This is a genomic window from Corynebacterium confusum (genome assembly GCF_030408715.1).
In the GTDB taxonomy this organism is placed as follows: domain Bacteria; phylum Actinomycetota; class Actinomycetes; order Mycobacteriales; family Mycobacteriaceae; genus Corynebacterium; species Corynebacterium confusum.
Genome location: NZ_CP047202.1, coordinates 2,082,698 through 2,105,767 on the forward strand (window position 1 = coordinate 2,082,698; position 23,070 = coordinate 2,105,767).

The 23,070-nt window shown below is 62.9% G+C and carries 15 protein-coding genes and 1 pseudogene; 5 read left to right on the forward strand and 11 right to left on the reverse strand.

Going from position 1 to position 23,070, the window contains the following annotated elements:
• The first annotated feature begins 115 nt into the window (after nucleotides 1-115).
• Together CCONF_RS09685 and CCONF_RS09690 are read left to right on the forward strand one after the other, a co-directional pair.
• Nucleotides 116-1,066, forward strand: coding sequence for an acyl-CoA thioesterase (locus tag CCONF_RS09685; RefSeq protein ID WP_290223185.1), 951 nt, complete (start codon nucleotides 116-118; stop codon nucleotides 1,064-1,066).
• A 163-nt stretch (nucleotides 1,067-1,229) separates the two neighbouring features.
• Nucleotides 1,230-1,940: pseudogene (locus tag CCONF_RS09690) on the forward strand (asparaginase domain-containing protein); the annotation flags it as partial.
• Here CCONF_RS09690 and trhA read toward each other — a convergent pair.
• From trhA to purS, 5 genes are all read right to left on the reverse strand, one after another.
• The gene (gene trhA / locus CCONF_RS09695; RefSeq protein ID WP_290226379.1) at nucleotides 1,937-2,599 is read right to left on the reverse strand and encodes a PAQR family membrane homeostasis protein TrhA; all 663 of its coding nucleotides are present in this window, start codon (nucleotides 2,597-2,599) and stop codon (nucleotides 1,937-1,939) included. The pseudogene CCONF_RS09690 and the gene trhA overlap by 4 nt on opposite strands.
• Nucleotides 2,600-2,789: 190 nt before the next feature.
• A complete protein-coding gene (locus tag CCONF_RS09700) occupies nucleotides 2,790-7,742 on the reverse strand; it encodes a DEAD/DEAH box helicase (protein ID WP_290223187.1) in 4,953 nt (1,650 codons plus the stop codon).
• A 164-nt stretch (nucleotides 7,743-7,906) separates the two neighbouring features.
• Nucleotides 7,907-10,216, reverse strand: coding sequence for a phosphoribosylformylglycinamidine synthase subunit PurL (gene purL, locus CCONF_RS09705; protein ID WP_290223189.1), 2,310 nt, complete (start codon nucleotides 10,214-10,216; stop codon nucleotides 7,907-7,909).
• A 9-nt stretch (nucleotides 10,217-10,225) separates the two neighbouring features.
• Complete coding sequence (purQ, locus tag CCONF_RS09710) at nucleotides 10,226-10,903, reverse strand: phosphoribosylformylglycinamidine synthase subunit PurQ (protein ID WP_290223191.1); 678 nt, start codon at nucleotides 10,901-10,903, stop codon at nucleotides 10,226-10,228.
• Entirely contained in the window at nucleotides 10,903-11,145 is a 243-nt protein-coding gene (purS, locus tag CCONF_RS09715; protein ID WP_070768624.1) for a phosphoribosylformylglycinamidine synthase subunit PurS, read from the reverse strand. The genes purQ and purS overlap by 1 nt, the downstream gene beginning before the upstream one ends.
• A gap of 320 nt (nucleotides 11,146-11,465) precedes the next feature.
• On the opposite strand from purS, the gene CCONF_RS09720 reads away from it, so the two are divergent.
• Complete coding sequence (locus CCONF_RS09720) at nucleotides 11,466-14,195, forward strand: ExeM/NucH family extracellular endonuclease (RefSeq protein WP_290223195.1); 2,730 nt, start codon at nucleotides 11,466-11,468, stop codon at nucleotides 14,193-14,195.
• Here CCONF_RS09720 and CCONF_RS09725 read toward each other — a convergent pair.
• From CCONF_RS09725 to CCONF_RS09745, 5 genes are all read right to left on the reverse strand, one after another.
• Nucleotides 14,192-14,875 (reverse strand): DUF2334 domain-containing protein, encoded by a 684-nt coding sequence (locus CCONF_RS09725; protein WP_290223196.1) that lies wholly within the window; start codon nucleotides 14,873-14,875, stop codon nucleotides 14,192-14,194. The genes CCONF_RS09720 and CCONF_RS09725 overlap by 4 nt on opposite strands.
• A gap of 46 nt (nucleotides 14,876-14,921) precedes the next feature.
• Nucleotides 14,922-17,060 (reverse strand): S9 family peptidase, encoded by a 2,139-nt coding sequence (locus tag CCONF_RS09730; protein WP_290223197.1) that lies wholly within the window; start codon nucleotides 17,058-17,060, stop codon nucleotides 14,922-14,924.
• Nucleotides 17,061-17,124: 64 nt separating this feature from the next.
• Nucleotides 17,125-18,009, reverse strand: coding sequence for a phosphoribosylaminoimidazolesuccinocarboxamide synthase (locus CCONF_RS09735; protein ID WP_290223198.1), 885 nt, complete (start codon nucleotides 18,007-18,009; stop codon nucleotides 17,125-17,127).
• Nucleotides 18,010-18,035: 26 nt separating this feature from the next.
• Complete coding sequence (purB, locus tag CCONF_RS09740) at nucleotides 18,036-19,466, reverse strand: adenylosuccinate lyase (RefSeq protein WP_290223201.1); 1,431 nt, start codon at nucleotides 19,464-19,466, stop codon at nucleotides 18,036-18,038.
• Between the two features lie 22 nt (nucleotides 19,467-19,488).
• Nucleotides 19,489-20,166: a metal-dependent transcriptional regulator gene (locus tag CCONF_RS09745; protein WP_353959501.1), complete on the reverse strand. Its 678-nt coding sequence runs from the start codon at nucleotides 20,164-20,166 to the stop codon at nucleotides 19,489-19,491.
• Between the two features lie 54 nt (nucleotides 20,167-20,220).
• On the opposite strand from CCONF_RS09745, the gene nrdI reads away from it, so the two are divergent.
• Both nrdI and nrdF read left to right on the forward strand, forming a co-directional pair.
• Nucleotides 20,221-20,655, forward strand: coding sequence for a class Ib ribonucleoside-diphosphate reductase assembly flavoprotein NrdI (gene nrdI, locus CCONF_RS09750; protein WP_290223203.1), 435 nt, complete (start codon nucleotides 20,221-20,223; stop codon nucleotides 20,653-20,655).
• A 61-nt stretch (nucleotides 20,656-20,716) separates the two neighbouring features.
• Nucleotides 20,717-21,718, forward strand: coding sequence for a class 1b ribonucleoside-diphosphate reductase subunit beta (gene nrdF / locus CCONF_RS09755; protein ID WP_290223205.1), 1,002 nt, complete (start codon nucleotides 20,717-20,719; stop codon nucleotides 21,716-21,718).
• A gap of 34 nt (nucleotides 21,719-21,752) precedes the next feature.
• Here nrdF and purD read toward each other — a convergent pair whose 3' ends face one another.
• Nucleotides 21,753-23,042: a phosphoribosylamine--glycine ligase gene (gene purD, locus CCONF_RS09760; protein ID WP_290223207.1), complete on the reverse strand. Its 1,290-nt coding sequence runs from the start codon at nucleotides 23,040-23,042 to the stop codon at nucleotides 21,753-21,755.
• Nucleotides 23,043-23,070: the final 28 nt, after the last annotated feature.

Consider the following 23,070-nt stretch of genomic DNA (forward strand, 5'->3'; position numbering starts at 1 on the left):
GTCCGCGACGCCACGTGCCCTAGTCCTTCCTCCCGCCCTGGTAGCTTTATAAATTATGACCACTACCCCGCAGACGCAGGATGCTCTCAAGTCCCCGCAAATCACCCTTCGTTTCATGGCTTCGCCCACTGATGTCCTGATGGCTGGCGCCCAGGGCATCAGCGGCGGCCGCGTTCTGGAGTGGATCGACAAGGCCGCCTACGCGTGCGCGGTCCAATGGTCCGGCCAGTACTGCGTGACCGCTTACGTGGGCCACATCCACTTCACCCGCCCCATCCCCTCGGGCCACATCGTGGAGGTCCGCTCCCGCATCGCGATGACCGGCCGGTCGTCCATGCACATCGTCAACGAGGTGCTCTCCGCGGACCCGCGGGACGGCATCTTCACCCGCGCCTGCGACTGCCTGGTCATCTTCGTGGCCAAGGACGCCGAAACCAACAAGTCGACCCCGGTGCCGACGTTCACCCCGGAAGACGACGAGCAGCGCCGCGTCGCCGAGGCCGCCCAGTCCCGTATTGAGCTGCGCAAGGCCATCGAAGAAGAGATGGAACAGCAGACCTACGACGGCCCGTCCTACGCCCCGCGGCTCATCAACCGGTTCCTGGCGAAGCCGACGGACGTCAACTGGGGCGGCAAGGTCCACGGCGGCACCGCCATGGAGTGGATCGACGAGGCTGGCACCGCCTGCACCATGGAGTGGTCCGGTGAGCACACCGTGGCCGTCTACGCCGGCGGCATCCGCTTCTACCGCCCGATTGCCATCGGCGACCTCATCGAGGTCGACGCCCGCATGATGCGCACCGACAACCGTTCGATGCAGATGTCCGTCCACGTGCGCGCCGGCAACCCGCGCGGCGGCCGCAACAACCTGGAGACCGCCATCCACGCGACCGTGTCCTACATGGCCATCGACCGCGACTTCCAGCCGCAGGCCGCCCGCCAGTTCACCCCGGTCACCGAGGAGGACAAGCGCCTGGCCGAGCACGCCAACATCCTGCGGGACCTACGCGGCAAGTACTCCCCCAAGCCGCTCATCGTCGCGACCAACAACCAGCACATCGATTAGTCACCTGCCACCGTCTCCCCTCCCCTCGTTTCGGTGTTAGTAAGTCCATAGTGGGCAGCGAAGGCCCCACCTTTCTGCTTTAGATGGACTTATACGCGGACGACGTTTCCTGCCGTCTGCGCTTATATCCACACAGAAACGAGGGAATATGCACACCCCAACCTTGCGCCGCGATGATGTGGATGGTGTTGTGGTAACCCACGGCACCGATTCCATGGAAGAAACCGCCATTGCTGTCGATACCTTCCAAGACAGTGAAAAGCCGGTGGCTTTAACCGGTGCAATGCTCCCCTTTGACGATCCGGATCCAGATGGCCCGGATAACTTGGCGCTCGCGGTCAAGACCGTCACCGATCCCGCCAATAGGGGCCGCGGTACGTTTATTGCCTTTGCAGATCACGTCATCCCCGCCCGCGGCGCTTTCAAGTCCGATACGTCCAAGGCCGATGGCTTTGCCAATAACAATGGCAAGAAGCAGCCTAAGCGCCCGAAGGCCTTAAAGCATCAACCGCTGGGCAATACCCGCGTCGATATCATCGCCGCCTACCCCGGCGCGCCGGCCGATCTTATCCAGCGCTCCTTGGACAGCGGCGCCGAAGGCATCGTGATTGAGGGAATGGGCGCCGGCAATATCGGCGACGAGTTAGCCCAAGCCGCCAAGGCTGCGGCCAAGAAGGTTCCAGTCGTGCTCACCACCCGCGTGGATCACGGCCCAGTGGAGGGCATCTACGGCGGTGCCGGTGGCGGTGCCACGCTTGCCGACGCCGGCGTTATCTCCTCTGGCACCCTGCGCGCTCCCCAAGCCCGTATGCTGCTAGCCGCTGCGATCAGCACTGACACAGATCCCGCGGAGCTCTTCCCCGACGCCGACTAAGCAGCACCTTGAACTACGACCATCCACACCGCAACCAGGTGCACCACCGCCGCTGCGATGGTCGCGGTGTGGAAGTGCTCGTGGTAGCCGTAGTAGCGTGCGTTGCGCCCTGGCCACTTAAAGCCATAGACCAGCGCGCCGAGCGAGTAGACCACGCCGCCGGCAAAGAGCAGCCAGACCACAGCGGCCCCCGCCTGCGTCCACAGCGTGGGCAGAAGCGGCAGCACTAGCCACCCCAGTGCTAGGTAGACCACCACGTCTAACCAGCGCGGATGGCTAATCCACACCAGGTTCAAAATCACGCCGAGAATCGCTCCTACCCACGCAACACCTAGCATCCATGCCGCCTGTACCGGCGATAACACGATGAGGCACAGCGGCGTATACGTCGCCGCAATAAACACCGAGATGGTCGCGTGGTCCGCCCGCCGCCACCACTGCACGGCCCGCGTACTCGCCCACGGGTAGCGGTGATACAGCGCCGAGACGCCAAAGAGACCCACCAGCCCCACTCCGTAAACAGTCACACCAAGCCCCTGCCACCAGTGCAGCGTCATCCATGCATAGGTAATGAGCACGGTGGAGGCAATCACCGACAGCAATGCTGCAATCGCATGTCCCCAGCCACGGCTTAGCGGCCTGGGCCCGCGGTCGGCCATCCAGTACGTGCGCTGGACAAGGCCCGGCCCCGGCGCACTATCCGCATGAATCTGTGCCACGAGGTACTTCCCTTCTGCTAGCCGCAACCAACCCCAACAAGAAACTTACGATACCGTAAGTCTACGGGCATGGTCGGAGTGCTTCAAGGAAAATCACCTCAAAATGCTGCTACCTTTCCGCAGCCGAGCCTTACTCTACCAGCCCATCAACAATGCGTACCGTTTCCATCGCCACGCGCGTGACCTTGCCAATTAGGTCCACGATGTAGCGCGGATTGCCCACCTCATCGGCCCAATCATTCGGGTCATTGACAATGCCGGAGGCCTTATCTTTCTTGACCTGGTAGCGGTCAATCAACCACGCCACCGCAGAGCGCGAACCCAGCAGGTACTCATCCGCCTCCGCCGGGATGCCAGCAATCGTCACGCGCTTGTTGTAAATCAGCTTGGTCACGTCATTGACGTTTTTGCCGGTCTCCGGGTCCTTGCGCTTGACCCACTTCATCTTGAGTACACGCCACGTCTCACGGTCAGACTCATCACCCTTAACCTGAATATCCAGCGGCCAGGGCTCCACGGACTCATAGTTCACGTGCAGGTCCATTAATTCTTTACCAGCCGCAGCAAACTTATCGAACTCCGCACGCGAGGAAGGCGTTTCAATATGCGGCAGCATCTTCTTCAAATCCGCCGCATACTTAGTGCGATAGCCAGGATCATGCAGCTTGCCGTAGACAAAGTGGAAGATGTCATCACCCGTGACATCAGCGCCCAACGACTCCCGATACAAAGCCTTAATCTCATCAGTGATGTTGTCTACGCGCACATACCCATCAACAACCTCACCTACTTTGCCATAGATGCTAGCCTCGCCTTGCTTGGCGACGCTCCCCTCACCAAATAGCCCACCATCCTCGGCCTCGACGGTAGCCCAGGTGAATCGGGGGAAGTATTGAGAAGTGGCAATGACATGAAGGTCAGGCAACAAGTCTGTCGCTAGCACGGCATGTTCAGCAGATTCTCCGGCGCCAACAGTTACAAAGCCGATATTGCGATGCTTCGGTGTCGGGAACATCGACGGCAGTTGATAGCGTCGATGATTCAGTTGACTGTCAAAATAAACGATTTTCCGACAAAATGGCCGGTATAGGCCAAATGTAATGAAACCAAGGCAGTCTAAAGGTAATCGCCTATCCAACTGGCTCTCCAGACTTGATGACCATTTGCTACAGCTAGGATCAACAAACCGTGGATTCCTCTGAAGGAAATCCTTTGCTTTCTGCCCTTGCTGAATTGTTGCCAAAGCCTGAGAGTAAGTATCTTTCAACGTAGCAATTTGCATCTCGAGCTCTGACTTCGAAGTAGCATAAACCCACGCATCGCGATTCGTCTGGAGCCCAGCAGAAAACGTGGCGAAGAAAGTCGTCGAATCGCCCTTCTTCTCCCCTAGCACTGGCCAAGTGCCAAAGTCATCCGAACGCTGGTTCAGCCAGTCACCTTCTTTGTTCGGTTCGATAGTCTGCCAGTCAATGGTTTCAATTGAGGAAGCGTCAACGATCCCAAGCTTCTCCTCAGCGGTGAGATAGTCGCCGATGTCACGATAGTGCAGCTTAAAGTCCGACTTTGCTGGGTCTTTGACACCGACCATGACTGCAATCGTCGTGCGGCCACCATCCCGAAAAATGTTGCCAGCTTCTTTGCGGCGCTGCTCGCCTGCAGTTCGAGCATTTCCACGCAAGTTAAAAATGTAAAGGTCAGTGAAATCCTCGGCCATCGATAAGCGCACGCCGTCGCCAGTGTTGCCGTCTATCCATCCGCCATTGGACACGAAGGCTACTACGCCTTGGTCGCCGATACGGTCGGTGGCCCACCTAAAAGCGCGCAGGTACGAGTCGTACAAGGAGTTCTTATTGGTGGCTATGGATTTCTCCGCATAGGTTTCCGCAATGCGCTTATCCAGGCTCGGATATTTTTGGTTGGCGTTCAGGTCATTGGCGGACTTTTGGCCGGCGGAATATGGCGGATTGCCAATAACTACGTTGATGGGTGCATTCTTTTGGCGCTCGATGGTGGCGTTGTTTTCGCGGAAGATGTTGAGGTCCGGAATGTCGCCGTCTTCGTGGATTTGGAAGGTATCGGCCAGAGCGATGTTGGTAAAAGGTACGTAGTCCGGAATTGGTTCCCCGTTGCGCTGCGCGGCTTCCTCGCGCAGGGCGTTGTAGGTGGTCTCAATGTTGACGGCGGATACGTAGTAGGCCAGCAGCATGATTTCCGTGGCAAAAAGCTCGTTAGCATACTTACGGGCGAGGTCCTCCGGCTTGATGAGGCCCGATTGCAGCAAGCGGACCATGAACGTCGAAGTACCCGCGAAGGGATCGAGGATACTTACGCCTTCTTCGCTTAGTCCTTTGCCAAAGTGCTTCTGGGAGACCTCGTCAGCGGCGCGCAGGATGAAGTCCACGATTTCCACTGGGGTGTAGACGATGCCGAGCGCCTCAGCTTGTTTCTTGAAGGCCTTGCGGAAGAAGCGCTCGTACAGTTCCTTAATCACCTGCTGCTTGCCTGAAGCGGAGGTCACCTCAGAAGCACGCACGCGCACGGACTCGTAAAACTTCTCCAGAGACTCCGTTTCCGTATCAAGGTTCGCCTTGGACAAAGCCTTGACCATCTTCTCCATCACCTGTGCCACGGGGTTATGGGTGATGAAGTCATGGTTTTCAAACAGAGCATTGAAGACCGGCGCTGTAATCAGATGCTGCGAGAGCATCGAGATGGCATCGTCATCGGTGATGCCATCGTTCAGGTTGTTACGCAGGCCTTCGACAAAGTCATCAAATTCCTGGCGCAGTGTGCCATCCGCACCTTCCAGCAGGGATTTAATGCGGGTGATCTGATTCTCCGCAATGGTGGCGACGTCGTCGGCCCAATCTTCCCAGTAAGTGCGGGTGCCGACTTTATCCACCAACTTGGTATAGATAGCCTCTTGCCATTGCTCTAACGAGAACAATGCAATCTGCTGCGTCATGGCCGTAGCATCGTCAAATGCTTCAGGGGACTTGGTGTTATCTGCCCCATCAAGCTTTTCTTTGTCACTTTTCTCTTTGTCACCAGACACGTGCTTGACGTCAATGGGCAGTTCATCTTGCGCATTCGATCCGTTAAGCGCAATTGAATTCACCTTGGCGTTAAAGCGATCATCGTGGGCGCGCAGCGCGTTAAGGATCTGCCAGACCACCTTGAAGCGCTGATTATCGTTAAGCGCTTCCGAAGGCGAAACATTCGGCGGCACCGCCACCGGCAAGATGATGTAACCATAATCCTTGCCCGCAGATTTACGCATCACGCGACCAACGGACTGGACTACGTCCACCATGGAGTTGCGGGGGTTAAAGAAAACGACCGCATCCAACGCCGGCACATCCACGCCTTCGGACAAACAGCGGGCGTTGGTAAGCATGCGGCTTTCGTTTTCATCCGCCGGGGATTCGATCCAGGAAAGCTTGGTGCCACGCTCCATGGCATTCATACCGCCATCAACGTGCTGTGCAGCAACGCGCAGATCAACGTTGGTCAAGGAGACATCGTTCAGCACTGCCTTATCCTTGAGCAGCTCTTGGTGGGTGGCAATGAGCGAAGGATAAGTATCCGCGATAAGCTGTGAGGACTTAATGTCCTTGGCAAAGGCCACAGCGCGCTGCATAGGCTGGGCGTTTTCCTCAAAGCCGCCCTTCTTGCCCTGCAATTCACCAGAGCGCTTGGCCAAACCATTCCAAGCACCGATCATCGCCGAAGCCGTGGTGAGGTTTATCTGGTTGTCATCGCTGCGAGCCATCGCTTCCGCGGCCACCGACTCATCAACCGTCATGACGAGAACCTTGTAATCAGTCAATAAGCCCTTATCCACTGCCTCCCCAAAACCAAGGCGGTAGAACTCGGGGCCATAGATGCCCTCATCATCCATGGAGGTCAGCTCGGCTGAGTGCTCGGCTGCCTTGCCCTTTACCGCATCGTCATAAAGCCTTGGTGTGGCGGTCATGTAAAGGCGCTTTGCTGCCCTGATATAGCCGGCATCGTGGATGCGTACAAAGTTGCTGGCATCTTCACCAGCCAAGGTAATGCCGGTGGTGCGGTGGGCCTCATCGCAGATGACCAAATCAAAATCATCTAGACCCTGCTGCTGGGCCTCGTGGACCGCCGGCAGGGACTGGTACGTTGAAAAGACGATATTGAGACCCTTAGCGCGCTTGCCAGAAGCAAAGCGCTGCGTAATCTCCTCACCGTCCGTAGATACAGGAACCTCGAGGTCATAGACCGCGATGTCTTCCGCCTTCTTCGAAACCTTCGAATCCGAGCACACCGCGAAGGCGCGCATGTCTAGGCGGCCTTGAGCGGTCCACTCCTTTAGTGTCTGCGACAACAAGGAGATGGAAGGAACGAGGAACAGAATGCGGGCTTTGCCACCATTGTCTTCTGCGACTCGCTCCGCTAGGCGCAGCGCGGTGAAGGTCTTACCCGTACCACAGGCCATGATGAGCTTGCCGCGGTCATGGGTCTTAAATCCCTCAATGGCCTTATCAATGGCGGTTTGCTGGTGCGGGCGTGGCTCGAAAGTTTCGCGCTGCGAAAGGTTGATTTGGATATTTTTATCCCGGACCTCAGAGCCCGGGAACGCCACATCCCAGTTAATCGGGGACTCGGCAATGGTCGAAATTCCGATACGGCTGGTGGGGATCATCTGGTTGGCCAACGCCGCTTCCGCATGTGAAGACCAATGATCCGTGGTGGAGATAATCATGCGGCTGCCAAAGTATTCGCTGCCGTTTTCGGTCTCAAAGGAATGCCCTGAGGCCTCAAAGAAGGAATCGAGATGAGATTTCTGGATACGCGCATTGGAAGCGTAGAACTTGCACTGGATGGCCATCCACGTGCCATCATCTACGCGGCGGGCAACTAGGTCGATGCCGGTATCAGCGGTGCCACCGTTGTAGCGCCAGTCAGTCCACCGGCAAACCTCATCAAACTGTGCTTTCAGCGTGGGATCGGTCTTGAAATAGTTGACCATCAGTTTCTCAAAAGCAATACCGTACTTTGCCTTCGGCTGATTTTCGCGCAGTTGATCCAGTACCTCAGAGAACTTTGACATACCAGTATTGTGCCTGAATTCTGTTGCACTCGTGACCAAAACTCGACAGTGTTGGCCTTAAAGAATTAAGAGCTACACTAAGTGGCCTTGCACAGAAGAAAAGCCCAGCCAAAGCTGGGCTTTTCGTGACTCCACGTCATTGTGCGACGTGAATGGGGAGCGGCTTACTCCACCACGGAGTTAGCGCCCACGGCATGGTCGAAGAGGTCCGGCAGGGTGGCGGACCAAGCGGAGACTAGCTGGGAGATGGCGACGGACTCGCCGCCGAGGGTAAGCGCACCGGTTTCGGTGGTCTCACCCACGATGGCGGCTGGGATGTCCAGCTCGCCGGCGCGGGCAAGCACCTGCTCGGCGCGGTCAGCGGTGGTGGCTACGAGCACGCGGGAGGCGGATTCGGAGAAGGCCGCGACGAACTCATCCTCGTGGACTGCGGAAAGGTCCAGGTTGAGGCCGAGGCCGGCGCCGTCGGCAGTAGCACCTGCACGCTTAGCCATCTCAAAAGCAGCCACTGCTAGGCCACCCTCGGACAGATCGTGTGCGGCGGTAAGCAGCTCATTGCCATGGAAGAACTCGGCCAGGCGCTTCTCGTTGGCCATATCCACCTGCGGTGGCAGGCCATTGAGACTGTCCTTATTGGCGCCTTCTGCGCTGACCTGTTGCCAGATGGAGCCGCCGAACTCGTCCTTGGTCTCGCCCAGGGCGATAAGAACTTCCTTTTCGTCCACGGTGCCGAGCTCATTGCCAATGGCCTTGTGCACGTCATCGATAACGCCCAGCACGCCCACCACCGGGGTAGGCAGGATCGGCTCCTCGCCGGTCTGGTTGTAGAAGGAGACATTGCCGCCGGAGACGGGGATGGAAAGCTCCACGGCGGCGTCGGCAAGCCCATGCACCGACTCGCGGAACTGCCACATCACGTCAGGGTTTTCCGGGGAGCCGTAGTTCAAGCAGTTGGTAATCGCGACGGGTTTAGCGCCGGTGACGGCGACGTTGCGATAAGCCTCCGCCAGCGCGAGGCGCGCGCCCATGTTCGGATCCAGCTTGGTGTAGCGGCCGGAGGCGTCGGCAGACACGGCCACGCCGCGGCCGGTCTCCTCATCGATGCGCAGCACACCGGCATCCGCATGGTGGGACTGGACGGTATTGCCGCGCACGTAGCGGTCATATTGATTCATAATGAAATCGCGCGAGCACAGCGACGGGGAAGCCACAAGCTTCTGCAGGGATTCCACCAGGCCACGCTTGTCAGTGCCCTGGTACTTCTGCAGCTCGTCCTGCCACTCCGGGCGGGCATAGGGGCGCTCGTAGACCGGGGCCTCGTCGGCGATGGTGCCGGCCGGGGCGTCCACGACGACCTCGCCCTGGTGGCGGATGACCAGGTGCTTGCCGGTGGTGACCTCACCAATCTCGGCGCAGGTGACGTCCCAGTGCGCGCAGATCTCACGGAAGCGCTCCACGTTTTCCGGGGCTACGACCGCACACATGCGCTCCTGGGACTCGGAGGCGAGGATCTCGGCCGCGGTCATATTCTGCGCGCGCAGCGGCACATTATCGAGGTTGACCTCCATGCCGCCATCGCCGGAGGCCGCAAGCTCCGAGGTGGCGCAGGCCAAGCCGGCGCCGCCCAAGTCCTGGATGCCTACGACCACGCCGGCGTGGTAGAGGTCCAGGCAGCACTCGATGAGAACCTTCTCCGCGAACGGGTCGCCCACCTGGACGGCCGGCAGCTTGCGCTCCGCGCCGTCCTCGAAGGTGTCCGACGCCAGCACGGACACGCCGCCGATGCCGTCCAGACCCGTGCGGGAGCCGAACAGCATGACCTTGTTGCCGGTGCCAGAGGCGAAGGCCAGCTTCAGGTCCTCGACCTTCAGCGTGCCCACGCACAGGGCGTTGACCAGCGGGTTACCAGCGTAGGACTCATCAAAGACGGTCTCGCCCCCAATATTGGGAAGACCCAGGCAGTTGCCGTAGCCGCCGATGCCTTCGACGACGCCCGGCAGGACGCGCTTGGTATCCGCGGCATCGGCTGGGCCGAAGCGCAGCTGGTCCATCACCGCGATGGGGCGCGCGCCCATGGCCATAATGTCGCGGACGATCCCGCCCACGCCGGTGGCCGCGCCCTGGTAGGGCTCGACGTACGACGGGTGGTTGTGGGATTCCACGCGGAAGGTCACCGCGTTGCCGTCCCCGATGTCGACCACGCCGGCGTTCTCACCGATACCGGCGAGGATCTTCTCCCCCATCTCTTCGGTCATGGTCTGGCCGAAGTAGCGCAGGTGCGTCTTCGAGGACTTGTAGGAGCAGTGCTCCGACCACATCACGGAGTACATGGTCAGCTCGGCATCGGTCGGCCTACGCCCCAGGATGTCCTTGATGCGCTGGTATTCGTCGTCCTTGAGCCCCAGCTCGCGGAAGGGCTGTTCCAGGTCCGGGTCCTGCTGGGCCTGGGAGACGGTGTCATTGTGTACGGTCATGTGCGCCTCCTAAACTGCGGCCGTCACGGTGTTGATAGCGGATGCAAAAAGACCCAGGCCGTCGGTGGACGGCCCGGTAAGCGGATCGATGGCGTGCTCGGGGTGCGGCATAAGCCCCACGACCCGGCCGGTCTCGTTGGTAATACCGGCAATCGCGTTGACGGACCCGTTGTAGTTGTCCGTGTAGCGGAAGACCACGCGGCCTTCCTTCTCCAGCTCCTCGACGGTCTCCGCGGCGGCCTGGAAACGGCCCTCTCCGTGTTTAGCCGGGATGAGGATCCGCTGGCCGGCGTCAAATTCGGTGGTCCAGGCGGTCTGCGCGTTCGCGACCTCCAGGTAGGTGTCGGTGCAGTGGAAGTGCAGCCCCTGGTTGCGGGTCAGTGCCCCGGGCAGCAGTCCGGCTTCGGTCAGGATCTGGAAGCCGTTGCAAATGCCCAGCACCGGCATGCCCTTGTGGGCGGCGTCGATGACCGAGCGCATGACGGGCGCGAGGGCGGAAATCGCCCCGGAGCGCAGGTAGTCGCCGTAGGAAAAGCCACCGGGGACCACGACCGCGTCCACGCCGCGCAGGTCGGCGTCAGCGTGCCAGAGGTTTTCCACCTCGGCGCCGGCCCGGCGCGCGGCGCGGGCCGCGTCAACGTCGTCGAGCGTGCCAGGGAAGGTAATTACTCCGATCTTGGCGGACACTACTTGACCTCCAGCCCGGTGACCTCGTAGTCCTCGATGACGGTGTTGGCCAGCAGGGTGGCCGCGACCTTCTCCAGTTCCTCGGCCGTCACGGAGTCCGCGACCTCCAGCTCGAAGCGCTTGCCCTGGCGGACATCGCTGACCCCTTCAACCCCAATTCGACCCAGCGCGCGGACAACAGCTTGCCCCTGCGGATCCAGAATCTCGGCCTTCGGCATGACATTGACAACTACACGAGCCATTAAATTTCCTTACTGTGCTCACGGCTAGGTCTGCGCGCACTAGTTTAGCCTGCCTAGGGCCGCGAAACCTACCCATCCCAGCGGCCACCCCCACACCACTGCCCGCTCCCCCAATCGAGGCTGGAAAGTAAACACCGGGTATCCCCAGCAAAGACGGAAACCAAAATCTTGGCCACACCTAGGCAAACCCCCTGCGGGCTTCGAACACGCGGCAGCGCTTACTCCCGCCAGTGTCCGCTCCGCGTTCTACAACTGAGGTTAATGTGCTCGGAACGCATGAAATTGTCTGTCTTCCCCCCAACGAAGGTGGTTCGTTCCCTATGTCTTCTCCCCAGTCCTCGCGGCGGGTGGCCCGCCGCCGCGGCGCGCTCGTGCTCACGGCCGTAACCTCTACCGTCACCGCCGGTCTCGCCGTCCCCGCAGCCTCGGCAGCTCCGGCCGGGGACAACGTCGTCATCTCCGAGGTCTACGGCGGCGGTGGCAGCTCCGGCGCCGAGTACACCCACGACTTCATCGAGCTCTACAACCCGACGGATGGCGACATCAGCCTGGACGGGTGGAACGTCGAGTACTTCTCCGCCAAGGGCGGCTCCGGCGGGACCACCCAGCTGAACGGGACGATCCCGGCCGGGGCCCACTACCTCATCCAGCAGGCCCAGGGCAACGGCGGCAGCACCCCTTTGCCGGCTGCCGACGCCACCGGCAGCCTGGCCATGTCCGCCACCAAGGGCTCGGTCCAGCTCAGCGACGGCGCGGGCGAGGCGGTCGACTTGGTCGGCTTCGGGGAGGCCAGCCTGTCCGAGGGCTCGCCGGCCCAGGCGCCGAACAATCAGAACTCGGTCCAGCGCGACGAGACCGGCACCGACACCGATGACAACTCCGCCGACTTCACCGCCGGCGCGCCCAGCCCGGCGGGCAACGGCGGAGGCGTGGCCCCGGAACCGGGCACCGAGCCGGAGCCGGCGGATCCGCCCGTCGCGGGCGAGGTCGTGGCCATCGCCGATATCCAGGGCACGGGCTCGGCTTCCCCGCTGGTCGACCAAACCGTGACCACCGAGGGTGTCGTCACCGCCGTGTGGGAAGAAGGCGGCCTGCACGGCTACACCATCCAGACCGGCGGCGAATCCGCGGCCGGCGAGGCCAGCCACGGTCTTTTCGTCTACGCCGGCAATAACGGCACGTACCCGGAAATCGGCCAGTCCGTGCAGGTTACTGGCAAGGTCTCCGAGTACTACGGCAACACCCAGGTCTCGGCTAAGACCTTCACCGAGCTCGAGGAGCCGCTCGAGCAGGTCGAGCCCATCGAGATCGAGGAGCTGCCCGCCGGCGACGAGGCCCGGGAGTCCTACGAGTCCATGCTGGTACTGCCCGGCACCCACACCGTGACCAACAACTACGCGCTCAACACCTACGGCGAGGTCGGCCTGGCCGCGGGCCTAAAGGCCCTGCGCCAGCCCTCCGATGTCCATGCCCCCTCGACGGATCCGAACTCCCCGCTCCAGCAGCTGGAAAAGGACAACGCCGAGCGCCTAGTCACCCTGGACGACGGCCGGACCCGGGATTACCTGAAGACCGATAAGGAGACCCCGCTTCCGTATATCTCCCAGGACGGCGGCCAGACCATCAAGAGCCTGCGCACCACCGACCAGGTTCAATTCCAGCAGCCGGTCGTCGTGCACTACTCCCACGAACAGTGGCGCTTCCAGCCCACCTCCCCGGTCACCGGGGAGACCGCCGGCGCGGATTTGCCGATTAGCTGGGAGGACTCCCGCGCCGCAGAGCTGGGCGCCCTCGACGTCGAAGGCGACTACACCATCGGTGCCTTCAACGTCCTGAACTACTTCACCTCGCTGGGCGAGGAATTCGGCGGCAGCTCCTACAACGACAAGGACGGCAACCCTGTCACCGTCAACCGCGGCACCACCCGCGGTGCCTACACCCAGGCCGCCTTCGAAGACCAGCAGGCCAAGATCGTCACGGCCATCAACGGCCTGGACGCCGACGTCATCGCGCTCTCCGAAATCGAGGACACCTTCGGCGTGACCGGGGATCTCTCCCGCCGCGACGAGGCACTGAACCACCTCGTCGAGGAGCTCAACGCCGCGGGCGGAAGCTGGAAGGCCGTCGCCTCCCCGTCTCAGGGCGTGCCGGAGGATGTCGACGTCATCCGCACCGCGTTCATCTACGACCCGGACCGCGTGCGCCCGGTGGGCGAGTCCCGCATCTTCAGCGACGCCCGCTTCACCGGCACCGCCCGTGAGCCGCTGGCCCAGGAGTTCGCCCCGGCAGATGCCGGCGAGGACGCCGAGACCTTCGTGGCCGTAGCCAACCATTTCAAGTCCAAGGGTTCCGTGGTCAAGGATGACGCGGACCACGGCGACGGCCAGGGCAACAACCCTAACGTGCGCAACGCGCAGGCCCAGGCGGTCCTCGACCACCTGGGCAAGCAGCCGGACTGGCAGGACAAGGCCACCTTCGTCATGGGGGATCTGAACACCTACACCCGCGAGGAGGCCCTGGACATCTTCCGCAACCACGGCTACACCGTGCCGGCGGAGACCTTTGATGCCGACGCCTCCTACCAGTTCAGCGGCCTGCTCGGCTCCCTGGACCACGTCCTGGCCAACGAGGTGGCCAGCAAAAACGTCACCGACGCGCAGGTCTGGAACATCAACGCGGACGAGCCCGTTGCCTTCGAGTACTCGCGCCGTAACTACAACGCGGTCGACTTCTACGACGACTCCCCGTTCCGCTCCTCCGACCACGACCCGGTCAAGGTCGGCTTCTCCCTCGGCGGGGATGACGCCGCCGGCGATGACGAGAACGGGAACGATGGGGACGACAACAACGAGAATGACGACCAGGGCAAGCCAGCGGGTTCGGGGGATGCCGGCTCGAGTGGCTCCTCGGTGGGCGGCGCTGTCGTGGCAGTGATTGCCGGCCTGGCCGCGGTCCTGGGCATCGGTGCCGCCCTGGCGGGGGGCCTGCGCGGCGTGCTGCCGATGTTGCCGGCGGATGTCCGCCGCGTCATCGAGCGCCTGCTGCCCTAGTTCGGCAGGTAGATGCTGTAGTCGGCCGGCTGCGCGCCGGCCGCTGCGGCCCTGTGCACGGCTTTGACGAAGTCCTTGACCACCTTCCGGTCATCGAGGTTACGGCCGGAGACCGAGAGGCGGACGGTGTTGCCGCGCTGGGCGGAGCGTTCCGCCGCGCGGATGATGTTGCGGCGCCACCACTTGGCCGCGCCGAAGCCCTCGCCGTAGGAGAGGTTGCGCGACTGGTAGAACTTGCCGGATTCTAGCTCGTGGATGCCGCGGGTGGATACGGCCACGTCGAAGCCGAAGGCCGGCAGCACCTTGAGGGTTCCCTCCGACATGCGCCAGCGCGGCGGAGCGAAGATGGTGGGGGTGAAACCGATCTTGCCCATCTGCCGGGTCGCACCGGCCAGCCGCAGCTTGGCCTCGTGCTCATCGAGGTTGGCGAATTCCGCGCGGCGGCCCTGGACGGCTTGGTCGAAGCCGTTGAGAATCAGTACCCGGCCGGCGTCTGCTTGCTCTTTGACCCACCCCTTCGTCTTGGAGTCCTTCGCCAAGTGCCAATTGCCATCAATATGCGGGGCAATCAGAAGAGACACAGGAATCGCCTCGGCATCCAGGATGCGGAGGAGATTCGAGGCCTGTTTCCGGGTGTCGTCGAAAATACTGGAAATCGAAACCAGGAGGTGGCCATGCATAAGAAGTATTATCGCACAGCCTTCTAGGTTCCGCGCGTCGAGAACGCTACTCGGTACACCCCGTGGCCTGGTTGATGATCCAGGCGTATTCGAAGGCGTTCTGGCGCCACTTGTCGTAGCGTCCGGACACGCCGCCGTGGCCGGCGACCATCTCCGTCTTCAGCAGGAACTGGCCGCCGCTGGCAACGGTGCGCAGCTTGGCGATCCACTTGGCGGGTTCTACGTAGAGCACGCGGGTATCGTTCAGCGAGGTCGTGGCCAGGATGTTCGGGTAATCCTGCGCCGTGACGTTCTCGTACGGGGCGTAGCTGGCCATGTAGTCGTAGAAGGCCGGGTCGTGGTACGGGTCGCCCCACTCGTCCCACTCCACCACCGTGAGCGGGAGCTCCGGCATGAGCATGGAGGTCAGCGGGTCAACAAAAGGCACGGCGGCTTGGATGGCGGTGAAACGGTCCGGGGCCATATTCGCCACCGCCCCCATCAGCATGCCGCCCGCGGAACCACCTTCCGCCGCCAGCCGGTCCGGGCTGGTCAGGCCGCGGGCGATGAGATCATCGGCAACATCGATGAAGTCGGTGAAGGTGTTCTTCTTCTCCATGAGCTTGCCGTGGTCGTACCAGCCGCGGCCCATCTCCCCGCCGCCGCGGACGTGGGCGACGGCGAAGATCATGCCGCGGTCCAGCAGCGACAGGCGGGTGACGGAGAACCCGGGGTCGACGCTGGTCTCGTAGGAACCGTAGCCGTAGAGCAGCATCGGCTGCGGCGCGGAGGTGTCTAGGTCCGCGCGGTGCACCACGGAGACGGGGATCTCCGTGCCGTCCTGGGCGGTGGCCCACAGGCGATAGGCGGTGTAGTCGCCGGGGTCGTAGCCGCCCTGGACCTCCTGCTGCTTCAGCAGGGTGCGCTCGCCGGCGGCCACGTCGTACTGCAGGACCTGAGCAGGCTGCGTGAATGAGCCGTAGACCATGCGGATGACCGGGGTGTCCCACTCCGGGTTGCCGGTGGTGCCGGCGGTATAGATCTCCTCGTCAAAGTCGACCTGGGTGAACTCGCCGAGCCCCTCACCCTCGGTCAGCGGCATGATGGCGATGCGCCCGATGCCGCCGTTGCGGTAGACCAGCACCAGCTGGTGCTGATAGGTATCCACTCCCTCGATGCGCACGTCCTCGCGGTGCGGGACCAGCACCTGGGTATCGCGCAGGGCGGGCAGGCCGGTGTCCTTCGTCAGCGCCGAGCAGACGGTGACCTCGAAGTTGGCGCCGGCAGCGTTGTGGGTGACGATCCAGCGGTCCTCGCCGTCGATGACGGCGTGGTCCACCTCGTATTCGACCCCGGATTCGCGCTCCCAAAGCAGTTGGAACTCGCCTTCCGGTTGGTCCTGCTCCAGCACCCAGAACTCCGAGGTGATCTTCGAACTGGAGACCAAGAACAGGTACTTGTCGCTGCGGGTGCCGCCCACTCCAACACTGAAGTGGGCGTCTTCCTCGTAGAAGATGCGCACGTCGTCTTCCTGCGGCGTGCCTACCTTGTGGCGCCACACGCTATCGGCGCGCCAGGCCTCGTCGACGGTCTGGTAAAAGATGTAGTCCTCGCCGACCCAGGTCGCGCCGTAGAACAGGCCCATCAGGTGATCGTCCAGCAACTCGCCCGTAGCCAGGTCCTTGATGCGCAGCTCAAAGCGCTCGTCGCCGCTGACGTCGACGGAATACGCCAGGTAACGCCCCGAGGTCGTGATGGAAGAGGCCCCCAGAGAGAAGAACTCGTTGCCCTCGGCCAGCTCGTTCAGGTCGAGCAGCACCTCTTCGCCTGCCGGGCGACCTTCCTCCGGGATGACGGGCGGGAACCACGGGTCCGCGCCCTCCTCGACCGACAGGCGGCACGACAGACCGTAGCTCTTGCCCTCCTGGGAGCGCCCGTAGTACCAGTAATCGCCCTGGCGCACGGGAACGGACATGTCCGTTTCCTTGATGCGGGACTTAATCTCCTGGTAGATATTCTCGGTCAGCGTCTCCAGGTGCGCGGTCTGCGCCTTGGTGTAGTCGTTTTCCGCGTTGAGGTAGTCCAGCGTGTCCTGCGACTTCTTATCCCGCAGCCACTCGTAATCATCGACGAAAGTGCGGCCGTGGAATTGGCGCGAAATCGGACGAACGGGGGCTACCGGAGCATGCATGGATTCATCAGTCATAGGCCCCCATCCTACGTCAACGCGCTACCCGGCCAGCGGGTCACTCCCGCCCGCTGCGTGGGCTTTAGCCTACCCAATCGATGAACTGCTTGCCGGATAGACGCTCGTAGGCCTCGATGTAGCGCAGGCGGGTGGCGGAGACGATCTCGTCCGGCAGGGCCGGCGGGGTGGTCTCGGAGGCCTTGTCCCAGCCGGATTCCGGCGAGGTCAGCCAGTTGCGGACGTACTGCTTGTCGAAGCTGGGCTGGACCTCGCCCTCGACGTAGGAGTCGGCCGGCCAGTAGCGGGAAGAGTCCGGGGTCAGCACCTCGTCGGCCAAGACGAGGGTGCCGTCGCTGTCCAGGCCGAACTCGAACTTGGTGTCAGCCAGGATGATGCCGCGCTCTTCGGCGATCTGGGCGGCCTGGGCGTAGATGGTCAGCGTGGCGTTGCACAGCTGGGCGGCGCGGTCGGCGCCGAGGTCTTTCACGACGCGCTCGTAGGTGACATTCTCGTCGTGCTCGCCCTGTTCGGCCTTAGTAGCCGGGGTGAAGATGGGCTCCGGCAGGCGGGAGGACTCCACCAGGCCGGAGGGCAGTTCGATGCCGCAGACCGTGCCGTTGGCCTGGTATTCCTTCAGCCCGGAGCCGGTCAGGTAGCCGCGGGCCACACACTCGAAAGGCAGCATCTGCAGTTTCTTGACCACGAATGCCCGGCCCAGGACCTCTTCTGGGATCCGCTCGTCGTCGACCGGGCCGGCCAGGTGGTTGGGGAAATTGATGGCGTCGAAGAAGAACTGCGAGGTCGCAGTCAGCACCCGCCCCTTGTCCGGGATGGCGGGCTCCAGGGCGAAGTCGAAGGCGGAAATCCGGTCGCTGGCCACCATGAGCAGCGTGTGCTCATCGATGGCGTAGATATCGCGGACTTTGCCGGATACGAGGTGCTGATAATCGCTAAGACGTGGTCGCATGCCCCACATCTTAGCGCGCCGGTGGGCTAAATAATCTCGCCCGGGCGGTACTGGGCGGCTTGGGGGTGCTGGTCCGCCTTTTCGGCGATCCGGGACAGAACCTGGCCTACCTGCGCTTCCGCAGCGCCGATGAAGGCGTGCTTGTCGGCGAGGGCCTCATCCAGGGCAGCCCTGTCAAGGGGGAGGCGCTCATCAGCGGCCAGGCGCTCCACTAGGTCTTGGTCCGCGCCGTTTTCGCGCATGTTCAGCGCCACGGCGACGGCGTTTTCCTTGATGACCTCGTGGGCGGTCTCGCGTCCCACCCCGGCGCGCACGGCCGCCATTAGGATGCGAGTGGTGGCCAAGAACGGCAGGTAGCGCTCGAGTTCGCGGTCGATCATGGCCGGGAAAGCGCCGAATTCCTCCAGCACGGTCAAGAAGGTCTCGAACTGTCCGTCCAGCGCGAAGAAGGCGTCCGGCAGTGCGACACGGCGGATGACGGAGCAGAAAACGTCGCCCTCGTTCCACTGCTGCCCGGCCAGGTCGCCGACCATGGTCAGGTAGCCGCGGAGGATGACCTGGAAGCCGCAGACGCGCTCGCAAGAGCGGGCGTTCATCTTGTGAGGCATGGCAGAGGAACCGACCTGGCCTTCCTTGAAGCCCTCGGTGACGGTCTCGTTGCCGGCCATCAGGCGGATGGTGGTGGCCAGCGAAGACGGCGCCGCGCCCAGCTCGACGAGGGCGGAGACGGCATCGAAGTCCAGCGAGCGCGGGTAGACCTGCCCGACGGAGTCGAAGATCCGGCTAAAGCCGAGGTAGTCCGCTACGGCGGTCTCCAGGGAGGCCAGCTTGTCATGGGACCCACCCATCAGGTCCAGCATGTCCTGGGCCGTGCCCATCGGGCCCTTGATGCCGCGCAGCGGGTAGCGGTTCAGCAGTGCCTCGACGCGCTCGATGGCCAGCAGCATCTCATCGGCGGCGGAGGCGAAGCGCTTGCCCAGGGTGGTGGCCTGGGCGGCGACGTTGTGGGAGCGGCCCGCCATGACCAAGTGCTGGTACTTGTCGGCGTGCTCGCCCATGCGGGCCACCACGGCGATGGCCTTGTCGCGGATGATCTGCAGGGAGCGGTAGATCTGCAGCTGCTCGACGTTTTCGGTCAAGTCGCGGCTGGTCATCCCCTTGTGGATGTGCTCGTAGCCGGCCAGCGCGTTGAATTCCTCGATACGCGCCTTCACGTCGTGGCGGGTAACGCGCTCGCGCTGGGCGATGGAGTCCAAGTCGACGTCTTCGACCGCTGCCTCGTAGGCGCTGATCGCCTCGTCGGGGATATCCACCCCCAGGTCCTTCTGGGCGCGCATGACCGCGATCCACAGCTGCCGCTCGAGCACGATCTTGTGCTCGGGGCTCCAGATTTCGGTCAGCTCCGCCGAAGCGTAGCGGGAGGACAGGACGTTGTTAATCTTCTTCTTTTCAGCCACAAGCCCTCATTATTCCACGTGACTAAGACGCGGGGGCAACCCAGATGGCGTCGGCGGCAGCTGCCCCCAAATGTACGGATCCTTCCTGCGTCACCACCTCGACCGTCTCCGTGTACGCCGCCCCCGCTTGGGTGCGCACCTCCACCCCGGCGCGCACGCCGTGGGAGGCCAGGAAACGCAACAACTCGGGGTCCGCGTCGGAGACGCGCTCCACGCGGGCCGCGGCCCCCACTGGCAGCTGGCTAAGCTGCACTGCACTCGGCTGGTCCACTACGCCGTCGGCGGCGGGAATCGGATCCCCGTGCGGGTCACGGGTGGGGCGACCGAGCGCGTCATCGATGCGCGCTACCAAGAGATCGGATACCGCGTGCTCGAGGACCTCGGCCTCGGCATGGACCTCATCCCAGGTATACCCCAGCTTTTCTTGCAAGTAGGCCTCGATAAGCCGGTGGCGGCGGACCATTTGGACCGCGAGCTCGCGGCCGTCCGCCGTCAGGTCGAGCGCCCCGTACCGGGTGTCGGTAAAGAGCCCTTGCTGCGTGAGCTTACGAACGGCGTCGGACGCCGAGGACAACGTGACGCCCACGCGGGCGGCTAGCGCGGTCTTGGTGACCGGTTCGGCGGACCATTCCTTCAGCAGCCACGCGGCTTTGAGGTAGTTCTGCGTGCTAACCGGCAGGTCATTGAGCTCGATGTCCATGGGGATACTCTAACAAACTTGAAACTACGGCGTGCCGTAGTTTAAATTTGCCTCATGACGTATTCTGTCGATTCGTTCCGAACGTGCGCGACCGATTTGATCTATTTTTCCTCCGCCTCCGAGAACACCCACCGTTTCGTAGCCCAGCTCAACCGGCCCGCCGCGCGCATCCCCCTGCGCCCTAAACGCGAGCCCATGCTGCTGGCCACTCGGCCTTTCGTCTTGGTTGTCCCCACTTACGGCGGCGGCAACCGCGCGCAAGCTATCCCGCGCCAGGTGCGGGCGTTCCTCAACGTGCCTGCCAACCGCGCCCTCTTGCGCGGCGTCATCACGAGCGGAAACACCAATTTCGGCGAGGATTTCTGCGTCGCCGGAAAACTGATTGCTGACAAGACCGGGGTCCCGGAGCTGTACCACTTCGAGCTTCTCGGCACCCCCTTCGACGTCGAACGCGTCAACGCGGGACTGGCCTATTTTTGGGCCCACTGACCGGCCGTCATACGCAACGCTTTTACCCACCCCACCACCAAGCCTTAAAGGAGAGCAAGAATTGTCCATTATCTCGCAGTCCGTCACCCCGCCCGAGCTCAAGCGGACACCGGCAGCCCGCGTGCGGCCCATCAACTGGAACCGCACCCAGGATCCGAAGGACCTAGAGGTCTGGAACCGGCTGACTTCCAATTTCTGGCTGCCCGAGAAGGTCCCGCTGTCCAATGACTTGAACGACTGGCACGGGCTGACGGCTACGGAACGCACCCAGACCATCCGCGTTTTCACCGGGCTGACCCTGTTGGACACGCTCCAAGCCACGGTGGGCGAGGTCTCCCAGATCCCCGACGCCCAAACCGAGCACGAGGAGGCGGTCTACACCAACATCGCTTTCATGCAATCCGTGCACGCGCGCAGCTATTCTTCGATCTTTTCAACCCTGACCACCACGGAGGAAATCGACGCCGCCTACCAGTGGGCGGTGGACAACGACCTGCTCCAGCGGCGCGTCAAAATGGTGGCCCGCCACTACTTCGGCGCGGACAAGCTAAAGCGCAAGGCCGCGGCCACCTTGCTTTCATCGCTGCTGCTCTACGCGGGGTTCTACCTCCCGCTCCACTTCGCCGCGCGCGGCACCCTGACCAATACCGCAGATCTCATCCGCCTCATCCTGCGGGACAAAGCGGTGCACGGCTACTACTCCGGCTACAAGTTCCAGCGGGGCCTAGAAAGGGCCCCGCACCGCGCCGCGGAGCTCGACGACTTCGTGCACGACCTGCTCGACAAGCTCTACGAACTCGAGCTGCAGTATTCGGCAGAGCTCTACGAGCCCCTGGGGCTAATGGACGGCGTGGCCACGTTCGTGCGCTACAACGCCAATAAGGCGCTCATGAACCTGGGATACCCGGCGCGCTTTGACTATTCGTCCACGGCCGTGGACTCGGCGGTACTGACCGCGCTGGCCCCCAGCGCGGACGAGAACCACGACTTCTTTTCCGGATCGGGCTCCTCCTACGTCATCGGGCGCGCCGAGGCCACCTACGACGCAGACTGGAGCTTCTAACTTTGTTGCCCGAACAGCCGGGCGCCCGCGCCTGCTAGCGGTCCTGGCCGGGCACCTCGATGCGCCCTTCCTGGGCGGCCAGCGCGATGTCGCGGCGGTAGAAGCCACCGTCCATGGTGATGCCTTCGAGCACCGCGTAGGCGGCCTCGCGGGCGGCGGCGAGGGTCGAGCCCTTGCCCAGGGCGTTGAGCACGCGCCCGCCGTTGGAGACCACCTTGCCCTCGGCCGCGGTGGTGCCCGCGTGCAGGATACGCTCCGGATCCTCCAGGGCGTCGCCGGTGATCTCGTCGCCCTTGCGCGGGGAGGCCGGGTACCCCTCGGCGGCCAGCACCACAGTCACGGCGAAGGCGGGCTCCCACTCCAGCGGGCTGAGCTCCGCCAGCTTGCCGGTGGCCACCGCGTTGAGGGCCTCCGCCAGCGGGGAGGTCAAAAGGCTCAGCACGGCCTGGGTCTCCGGGTCGCCGAAGCGGCAGTTGAACTCGATGACCGCCGGGCCCTCCGGGCCCCACGCCAGGCCGGCGTAGAGAAGACCCGAATAGGGGGTGCCGCGGGCGACCAGCTCGCGGGCAACGGGCGCGCAGACCTCATCGACGATGGTGTTGACGCCATCCTGCGGCAGCCACGGCAGCGGCGTGTAGGCGCCCATGCCGCCGGTGTTGGGACCCTCGTCGTTATCGTAAGCGCGCTTGTGATCCTGGGCCGGCAGCAGCGGCACGACGGTTTCGCCGTCGACCAGGCAGAACAGGGAGACCTCCGGACCGGGCAGGAAGGACTCGATGAGCACCGAGTTGCCGCCGTTGTGCACCGCCTTGATGTGCTCCTCGGCCTGCTCGCGGTCCTCGGTGACCACCACGCCCTTGCCGCCGGCCAGGCCGTCGTCCTTGACCACGTAGACTGGGCCGAATTCGTCGAGGACCCGGGAGATCTCGTCCTCCGCGGCGTCCGGGCCGATGGTCTCCGCGTGCGCGGTGCGCACGCCGGCCGCGTCCATCACGTCCTTAGCAAACGCCTTCGAGCCCTCGATCTGGGCGGCCTCCTGGTTGGGGCCGAAGACCGCGATGCCGGCGTCCCGCAGGGCATCGGAAACGCCTGCCACCAGGGGTACCTCCGGGCCAATGACCACCAGGTCCGCGGCGATGTCCTGGGCCAGGCCCGTCATCTGGGCCGAGTCGTCTACCTGGGTGTAATCCGCGTGCACGGTGGCGATCCGGTCCATGCACGGGCTGCCCGGCGCCACGTGCAATTCAGTGGTCGCCGGATCAGCGGCTAGTCCTTTCAAGAGGGCATGTTCGCGGCCGCCCGAGCCAATCACGAGAATACGCATGCCGTCTATCTTAACTTGCCGGTAGCCT